Raw genomic sequence first — 9,593 nt, 5'->3', positions numbered from 1 at the left:
GTTGGTCGAATACAACACGGAACGCCCTCACCAGGCCTTGAGGTTCATGACACCTGTCGAGTACCGACAGGCGGCTTAAACTCCAGTGCAAACTGGCTCACGAAAGGGGGCAAAGACACCTATATTCCGACAAGCGGGCAGACTGCCGTGCTGGTTGCCTGATCTGGTCGAAAAACTCCCACCAGTGTTTAGTAAAATACTCGTTCATGAACGAAACCCGTTCATCAGGCGTCAGGCGCTGAAACTTCGCCCGGTCGAGTTGGGCAAACAGTGGAGAAACGTTGAAGAGAAGAAGGATGAATAACGTCCAGCGGGCCAGCATGGGGAGATAATCGTCGGTAGAGTTGGGGCGAGGTAATTACTTAAGTAAACTTGTCGTAAATATATGTGAGGAGATTCGTATAAATTGAGATATTTTTATAAGCCTTTGACTTACTCTTTTGTGCTTGATGAATTTATAGGTAACGTTGTTAACACCCTCCTGATGATGTTTTATATAATGGGTAAATTCACATATTGGGTCATTCTATAAATGATTCCGCCGTTGGACTAACTTCGATGTTTGGCAATAACTCTACGAAGCCTTAGCCGGACTTAGACTTGTACTTCTCCAATTTAGTCTTTATGGTAATCGGCCTTGTTAGCCGGATTAACCTGCTCATACCACCGTTTCATCTTGGTTTCTGCTAAAGCTCCTATGCACCTTGATGGCACGTTGGTTGCGCTCAGTGACCCAAAGATTAACTTGCTGGTCCAGCTCTTCCAAGCTGCCAATGCGCCAGTTGAGACATTAGCGAGCCAAAGCCGAAAACTCAATGGCTCCAGCCACCTGGCTCGGCCATATTTAGCCACGAACCATGTTTGGGCGTGTACTGAAACGACAACTTATGGTTCAGCGCCCGCGCTTGAGCCAGAGGTATGTGTTTATAGAACGACCCATACTTGTGGGTGTTGAGGTTGTCCTGCACCAACTCAATCCGCTCGGCTTTAGCATAGTAGATTTGAATCAAATCCTGTATGAACTGGGCATAGTCGGCTTTCGTGCTCTGTTGACGGACCTGTACATAACGCTGGCCCGTGTCCAGGTCGTATGCCAGCAACACCACACAGGTGCCTTTACGCTTGTACTCATTGTCTTCCGGGACTCCCCGGTCAGGTTTGTGAGGCAAGGCAGTAACCACCTCGTCGAGTAATTGGCAGGGGCGTTCGTCGAAGCACAGGCGTACTTGCCCTGGCTTAGCCAGTTGTTCATAAACGGCCAACACATCTTCCAATTTGGCTAAATACTCTCCATCTAGCTGGCCGCTGCACCACTGCTTTCTGAGCCAGGATTTGAGTCAACTTTTTTTAAGGCTGACCGCACCGACTCATCATCGATGTGGATGTCAAGCTGCACTAACCGCTCATTGATAAGTGCTGCTGTCCAGCGAGTGCGTCCATCAGGTGCTTCACTGCAGGCAATCTGTGTAATCTGGGTTTCTACCTGTTGGGTAACCTTGCGAGGTTGTCTAGGTCGGGCTTTCTCGTTGATGGCTTGTTCTAAGCTTTCCTCCCGGCACCGTTTGCGTAGGTTGTAAACCATCGCCACACTGATACCCAGTAAGGCACTAATCTGATCTGGGGGTGGCCCTGATGCGAAAACTGCAAGGCTCTGACCCGGTTGAGCTTGCGCACCGAATCCTTACCTTTACTGACTAACTGATAAAGCGTTGCCTGATAAACTTCTGACAAGACAAACGGTATGGTGATTTGGCCCATGCCACAAATCTAACCACAGCTGCTCTAATCTCTTCTTTGGAAGAGTACCAGTTCCTATTGTTATGAACTTTATCAGTTGGTCACTAATCAGGTGCAAAATCAATCTTACATAAATATATAATTCAAACTTACTTTTTTGTAATCGCCTAACAGATAGATATTTAGCGCGTCGTTGAGTCGAATGAGTATTAACCAGCATCTAAATCGTTACAATTAGCACCACCGTTTACTTTCTGATTATGACCCGTATTTGTACTCTTCTACTTTTGTTTTGCTGTCTGCTTCACCTGCAGGCGTACTCTCAAAAATGGTTCTACGCCAACTTTACTATGGGCAACAACCCTATGGAGGCAACCACGCTGCAAGTCAACCAGGGCCAGACTTATACTTTACAATCCACCACCACCTATATCTGCCAATACATAAACTATAACTGGCGGGTCGCACCTTCGACGGACGTAACCCTCAGCAGTACCAATATAGCCCAGCCTACTATTCGCTTTGACCGGCCTGGTACTTACTATATGTGGTTTTCTGCGTATACCTATTCCCAATCAGTCAATTTCATTTGTGACCTGATGAACGATCAGGATGAAGTGTTTAAAACCATTAAAGTTGCCTATAACCAGCCGGTAGCCGAGTTTAGAACAAATGGAACCATCGTCACTAACACTGCCGTACCGATGGGCACCGATGTTGCTTTTACGGACGCCAGCAGCAATTTTCCCACCGAATGGGGCTGGGGTATCAGTCCCGCTACGGGCTGGAGCTTCGTGAACAGTAGCAATTCTTCCCAAAGCCCTGTCGTACGCTTTACCACTCCAGGGGTTTATACAGTATCTCTGACCGCAACCAACCCGGCGGGCACCAATACCCGAACAAAAGTCAATCACATCACAGTTACCGGAACCCCACCAGTAGCCGCCTTCAGCGCCAACGGTAACTCGGGCAACCAGTTGGCAATTGGGCAGAACACTACCGTCAACTTCACCGATGCCAGCACCAACAGCCCCACCATCTGGTCCTGGAATATTACCCCTGCCTCTGGCTGGTATTTTTCCTCGGGCAGTAGTACATCCCAAAACCCATCCGTTAGCTTTAGCACCCCCGGTTACTATACAGTGGCTTTAACGGCAAGTAATGCCTATGGCAGTAATACCGTTACCAAGTCTAATTTAATCGCTACTTACCCTCCCCCGCCAGTTGTATCTTCGTATCCGGCTTACTGTCAGGGAGCCCCATCCAGCCCCTTAGTGGCTTCCGGCACCAATCTGCGCTGGTATACCGTAGCCAGCGGTGGAACAGGGTCAACCGTAGCTCCCACTCCGTCTACCAACAGTGTAGGGACAACTACTTACTACGTCTCTCAACTTGTTAATGGGCTAGAAAGTAACCGTACCCGCATTGATGTTACGGTGAATGCCATACCGAACGCACCGACCGTTACCAGTTCTCTTTCTTTTTGTCAGGGAGCGACGATTGATCCCCTGACGGCTATAGGCGCAAGTGGAAGCAGCCTACGGTGGTATACTACCCCTACCGGTGGAAGTGGCTCGACGGTGGCCCCTACCCCATCAACGGGTAGCCTGGGCTCCACCACGTACTACGTATCCCAGGTGCTCAATGGCTGTGAGAGTTCTCGCTCTGCCATTACAGCAACCATCTCGAACCAACTGCCCCTGCCAACAGTTAGCATTAGCGGTAGTCTTTCCTTTTGCACGGGTACTGGCACAGGCCTGACGGCCATCTCCAACATGTCAGGAGTCAAGTACAGATGGATGACTGGGCTTATTACGCCTTCTGTCACGGCCACGACGGCTGGTATCTTCTCTGTAACCGGGACCGCCCCTTCGGGTTGTACCGCCAGTAGTTCTGTAACTGTAACTAGTTTCCAAACGCCTTCGGTCTCCATCGCAACCAGCCAGGAACCGGGTAGCACTACCCTGACGGCGACATCGACTTCTCCAAACATTACCTACAGTTGGAATACCGGGGCGACCACGCCATCCATTACGGTCACAGCCTCCGGCCCCTATTCGGTGACGGGCACCGCCCCGAATAGCTGCACGGTGACCAGCACGACAAGCGTGACCATCACGTCCCTGACTGTCGCTATTAGCGGTAATCTCAGTGTCTGCACCGGCGGCAGCACTATCCTGACAGCCACCTCCAACGCCATTAACCCCAGCTACCGCTGGAGTACAGGAGAGACCACATCCGCTCTCACCGTCTCGCCAACGGCTACCTCCGCTTACGCCGTTACCGTAACCAGTGGACCCGCGAGGGCTGTCGCTTCGACCAGCGTCTTGTTTTTCACCAGACCCGTGTTGAGTCTAAGTACCCTAAGCAGTAGCACTGCCCCGGGCTCGGCCACCCTGTCAGTGAGCAGTTCGCAACTGCTAAGTCGGTTAGACTGGCTCAAAGACGGTACTACGGTATCATCATCACCCTACAGTCTGACTACCCTGATTGCTACTGTCGGGGGAGGAAACGGACAAGGTAGCGGGGCGAATCAATTCAATTTCCCGTATGACATCTTTGTCGATGGTGGAGGAAACGTACTGGTAGCCGACCGTAATAACCATCGCATCCAGAAGTGGGCACCGGGGGCAACGACCGGCGTAACGGTGGCCGGGGGCAATGGAGCTGGTGCTGGCGCCAATCAACTCGCTTCGCCTTTGGATATCTTTATCGATGCGTCAGGCAATCTGTATATCGCCGATCAGGATAATCACCGTATCCAGAAGTGGGCGCCGGGGGCAACCAGCGGGGTAACTGTGGCCGGAGGTAATGGAGCTGGCAGCGCAGCCAATCAACTCTCTTCTCCCTCTGGTGTGTTTGTCGATGCCGAAGGCAACGTCTTTGTGGCTGATGTACGGAATAACCGCGTACAGCGCTGGGCACCAGGCGCTACAATAGGTATGACTGTGGCTGGCGGAAATGGAGCAGGTAGCGGAGCTAATCAACTCAACGGAGCAGCCGCTGTCTTTGTCGATGGTAGCGGGAATATCTTTGTGGTTGATGCTGGTAACCACCGTATTCAACGCTGGGCCATAGGCGCTACAGTAGGTGTGACTGTGGCCGGAGGTAATGGAGCTGGCAGCGCAGCCAATCAACTTAACCAACCCCTGGGCGTTTTTGTCGATAAGCGGGGCAATGTTCTGGTGGCTGACCATTTTAACTATCGAATTCAGCGCTGGGCACCGGGAGGCTCTTCTGGCGAAACGGTGGCCGGAGGTAATGGGGTGGGCAGCGGAGTAACTCAACTAAACTTGCCAACAGGTGTGGTTGTCGATGATGACGGCAATGTCTTTGTGGTAGACCACGCCAATCACCGTATACAACGGTGGACCACCCGAGACCTTATCATCCGCAACACGTTTGTGCCTACCCAGGAAGGCCAATATCAGGCACGCGGGCAGTCTGCCAACGGCTGCCTGGCAACCAGCAATAGTGTATTCATCGGTCAGCCCATTAGCGTATCGATTAGTGGTAGCCTGAGCATTTGTGCAGGAACCAGTACGACCCTGACGGCTTCTTCCAATAGCCCAAGTGTTACCTTCCGCTGGAGCAATGGAGCGACGACGGCTGCTAATGTCATTTTGCCGACCACCACCACCACTTATTCGGTAACCGCAACTAACCCGGGGGGCCAAGCTATTACTTCGGTTACCATACAAGTAGGGCAAGTGCCCGTATTAAGTTTGAGTAACCTGAGCAATAGCAGTACGCCAGGTTCAGCCACCTTGTCGGTGAACAGTTCGCTCCCGCTGAGCCGTCTTGACTGGCTACGGGATGGTACGGTCGTGTCTTCGGCACCGTACAGCCTTACTGCTTCGGGGACGGGGGCTACTGTTGCCGGTGGCAATGGTCAGGGCAGCGCGGCTAATCAGTTTTTTAAGCCCGTTGCCGTATGGAGCGACTCACAAGGTAATTTGCTGGTTGCCGATCAACTTAACTTCCGCGTACAGCGCTGGGCACCTGGTGCAACCTCAGGCGTTACCGTCGCGGGTGGTAATGGGCTGGGTAGCGCGGCCAATCAGTTGAGGCCGTCCGCTGTCTTTGTGGATGCGCAAAATAATCTGTACGTAGCGGATGATTATAACCACCGAGTGCAGTGGTGGCCATCGGGCGGTACAGCCGGGATCACCGTCGCGGGCGGCAATGGGTTAGGTAGTGCAGCCAATCAACTGAACAACCCCCGAGGCCTTTATGTCGATGGGCAGGGGAATGTCTTTGTTTCCGATGCTAACAACCACCGTATTCAGCGGTGGGCACCGGGCGCTACGGCTGGTGTCACCATTGCTGGGGGGAATGGTCAGGGTAGCGCGGCAAATCAACTGAACTACCCCTGGGGTGTTTATGTAAATGGGCAGGGTAACCTCTACGTGTCTGACCAAAACAACTTCCGTGTGCAACGCTGGGCTCCCGGTGCAACGAGTGGTACCACCGTTGCGGGAGGCAACGGACAGGGATTAGGACCGGCTAATCTGAATGGGCCATCGGGGCTTTTTGTCGACAATGGAGGTACTATCACTGTCAGCGATTATACCAATAACCGCATTCAGCGCTGGGCTCCCGGTGCAACGATAGGAGTGACCGTTGCCGGTGGGGATACTTATGGTAGCGCAGCCAATCAGTTGGCTGGTCCCTGGGGTGTCTATGTGAACGGGCAAGGGGCGATTTTTGTCGCTGACCGGGACAATAATCGCGTTCAGCGCTGGGAGATTCCCGTTGAACTCACCACCAGCAACACGTACGTACCCACCCAGGAAGGTTCCTATCAGGCCAGTGGTCAATTGGCCAACGGCTGCCAGGCAACCAGCAATATCCTGACTATTGGTCAGCCAATCAGCGTAAGTATCAGTGGTAATACCTCGCTTTGCAACGGGGCAAGCACCACGCTAACAGCAACGGCTAACGTTACAGGCGCGACCTTCCGCTGGAATACGGGGGTGACTTCGGCCACCATCCTGGCTAGTGCGAGCGATGTTTACTCCGTAACGGCTACCGCTCCGGGCGGTGCTACGGCCACGCAAACGGTCACGGTTTTTACACAGCCACAAATCACCGCCCAGCCGCCAGCCAGCCTCACGCTTTGTGCTGGGGGCCCCTTAAGCGTGTCAGTTGGGGTCAGTGGAACAGCGGTGGCCTACCAGTGGTATAAGGGCTCGCTGAGCTCGCCCCTGGGTAGTCAAACCTCGGCGGTGCTGAGCCTGACTACGCTGACTTCGGCTGATGCGGGAACTTACTTCTGTGTAATAAGCACTCCTTGTGGTAACTTAACCTCCCAGACGCTTCAGCTGAGCGTGGGCCAGGGACCGCTCACCTCTGTCAAAACCGGGTCCTGGAACGACCCAATGGTTTGGTCGTGTAATCGGGTGCCCACTGTGACTGACATAGTCATCCTTCGGCACCCGGTAAGCCTTCCTGCTAGTTATCAGGCCCAGGTACAAAGAATTGTCTATGAGATAGGCGGAAGCACTATATTGGCGACGGGGGCTAAGGTATCTTTCCAACCTTGACCCACTCTCTACCTGCCAGCAGCGGGGCGATGTACCCAATCAGTTCCGATACATCGGCCGGCGACAGGGCCCGCCAGATAGCCCGATCTTTGAACTTAGTCACCCGCGCCCATTGCTGCCGCACCACAAAGCTCTGCTCATCGAGCATCTGTACCTGACTGTGCAGCGTATTGAGCAGGTCGGCGCGGAGGGCCAGCGTTTCGGCATCGTGATCGTCGTGGTCGAGGGCCTGCGCCAGCCGGAGCCGGGCGGCAAAAATCTGTTCGTTTACGCTCGGTCCAACGGGCGTATCGACCTCCTGTGGGTTCTGAGCGAAATAGGCAAAGTTGTCGCAGAAGTCGAAAATCTGGAAAAACTCTTCATCCTGCCCCTGCCCAAACAAATCGGGGCGGGGGCGCGTGCCCCGGCCGATCATCTGCCAGAACTTGGCCTTCGACTGTACGCGCTTGAAAAACACCAGATTCACAATTTCGGGAATATCGATACCGGTATCGAGCATAACCACCGAAACGGCAATCTGAAACGTGGTTTTGTGTTCATCGCCAAAGGCCTTAATCAGCCCTTCGGCATCGTCGCCGAGTGAGTTGTCGATCAGTTGGCAGAACGTACCTGTGTTGTTGGGAAACAGCACATTGAACCCTTCCACAATTTTTTTGGGGTGCTCGTGTCGGCGGGCAAAGATGATGGTCTTGCCGAGCTTGTCGCCCCCTTCAATTTTGAGGCCCCGCTCCATCAGAAACAAGAGCACCTTGTCGATGGTGTCGATGTTGATGAGCCAGTCGTTCAGAGCCCCGGTGTCGATTCCGTCGGGCACCTCCTCGCTTCCGTCGTCAAAGGTTTGTTCGTACTCGGCTTTTTCGTCATCGGTCAGGTCGTCATAGCGGATACCCTGACGCGGAAACTTGAGCGGCACCGCCACCCCCCGGTAAGGCCGCAGGTTACGGTCATTAACGGCTTTATCGAGCGGATAGCTGTAGGTAGGCGCCTGCTGGGGGAGGTCGAAAAAGCCGAACGTATCGCGGTCGGTTTCTTCTTTGGGGGTGGCCGTGAGGCCTACAATGAGGGCGTCGAAATACTCGAAGATGGCCCCGTACTTTTTGTAAATACTGCGGTGGGCCTCGTCGATCACGATCAGATCGAAATAGCCCGGCCCAAACGTGCGAACCTCCTTACCTGGCCCTTCCCACTCGGTATCAATGCGGTTCAGAATGGTCTGGTAGGTGGAGAATATGATCCGGGCCGAGGGCTCCCAGGGGTCTTTATTCAGGTTGAGGCCTGTCAGGTGGGGTACGTATTTGCCAAAGTTAGAGCAGGCCTGACTTACCAGTGCCTTGCGGTCGGCCAGAAACAACACCCGCTTTACCCAGTTGGTGCGGGACATCACATCCACCAAAGCCGCAGCCGTTCGGGTTTTGCCGGTTCCGGTGGCCATTACGAGCAGGGCTTTCCGGTAGTTCTGGGCAAAATGCTCACCCACGGCAGCAATGGCGGCCGTTTGGTAATAGCGGTCGGCAATGTCGAGCTTCACCTTCTCGGTCTGAAAAGGTTGGCGGTTGCGCTGCCGGTCTAGCAGGAGTGTCAGCTCGTCGACTTTGTGGAAACCGGCCACCTGGCGGGCCGGGGCCACCGAATCAAAAAATTGGGTGCGGTAGCCGTTGGTGTAGTAGATGAGGGGTCGGCGGCTGTAGCGCTTCTTTAAAGCGTCGGCGTACCGGATGGCCTGCTGTCGCCCTTCGCCTTCGTCGCGGCTGGTGCGTTTGGCCTCAATCACAGCAAGGGGCAGGCTGTCGGCTCCCCAAAGGACATAATCGGCCCTGCCGGCAGAGCCATCGGTCAGCGTGAGCGGTTCCTCTACGGTCAGGTAGGGCATACCGCTTTCCTTATTTACCCCGCTTCTCCAACCCGCTTCGCGTAGGAGTTTGTCGATGTACAACTCGCGCGTTTGGGCTTCGGTAAAAGCACCCGTATAGTTTATAAGGGTGGCCGAACGGCTCTCCAGTTGGGCGCGCATCTGGTACAGTTCGGCTTCCTGCTGCTGTAACTGCTGTTGCCGGAGGTCGGCGAGCAGGGTTTGTTCGCGAAGTTTGGCCTGCTGTTCGGCTTCCTCCTCCGGGTCAGATACAGGGCTTTGGTCGGGAGCCGGGTTTTGTCGAAAGGCTCTACTACCACAAGGCCGTCCTCTATTTCGTCGGCAAAAAATAGCTTGATCGTCCAGGACGTGATACCATACAGGGCTTTCAGCGCCAGCAGCGATTCGATTGGGAAAACGTAGGCCGGTAACCATACCTAGCATCATGGGGGTGTACTAGT

The 9,593-nt window shown here is 53.9% G+C and carries 4 protein-coding genes; 1 reads left to right on the top strand and 3 read right to left on the bottom strand.

What is annotated here, in order from left to right:
* Window positions 1-812: 812 nt before the first annotated feature.
* Together F5984_RS26270 and F5984_RS27090 are read right to left on the bottom strand one after the other, a co-directional pair.
* Complete coding sequence (locus F5984_RS26270) at window positions 813-1,265, bottom strand: transposase (RefSeq protein WP_246169423.1); 453 nt, start codon at window positions 1,263-1,265, stop codon at window positions 813-815.
* A gap of 29 nt (window positions 1,266-1,294) precedes the next feature.
* Entirely contained in the window at window positions 1,295-1,612 is a 318-nt protein-coding gene (locus F5984_RS27090; protein ID WP_394367453.1) for a helix-turn-helix domain-containing protein, read from the bottom strand.
* 724 nt (window positions 1,613-2,336) lie between these two features.
* Between F5984_RS27090 and F5984_RS26260 the strand changes: the two genes are divergently transcribed.
* Window positions 2,337-7,283 carry an Ig-like domain-containing protein gene (locus F5984_RS26260; RefSeq protein WP_185155656.1) on the top strand — a complete coding sequence of 1,649 codons (4,947 nt, stop codon included), beginning with the start codon at window positions 2,337-2,339 and terminating at the stop codon, window positions 7,281-7,283.
* Here F5984_RS26260 and F5984_RS26255 read toward each other — a convergent pair.
* Window positions 7,261-9,579 carry a type I restriction endonuclease subunit R gene (locus F5984_RS26255; RefSeq protein ID WP_152127352.1) on the bottom strand — a complete coding sequence of 773 codons (2,319 nt, stop codon included), beginning with the start codon at window positions 9,577-9,579 and terminating at the stop codon, window positions 7,261-7,263. The two genes, F5984_RS26260 and F5984_RS26255, sit on opposite strands and share 23 nt — an antisense overlap.
* Window positions 9,580-9,593: the final 14 nt, after the last annotated feature.

It is taken from the genome of Rudanella paleaurantiibacter, assembly GCF_009184635.1.
GTDB lineage: Bacteria > Bacteroidota > Bacteroidia > Cytophagales > Spirosomataceae > Rudanella > Rudanella paleaurantiibacter.
Note: the sequence above shows the minus strand (reverse complement) of the source record. Positions and strands in the feature narration are given on the sequence as shown.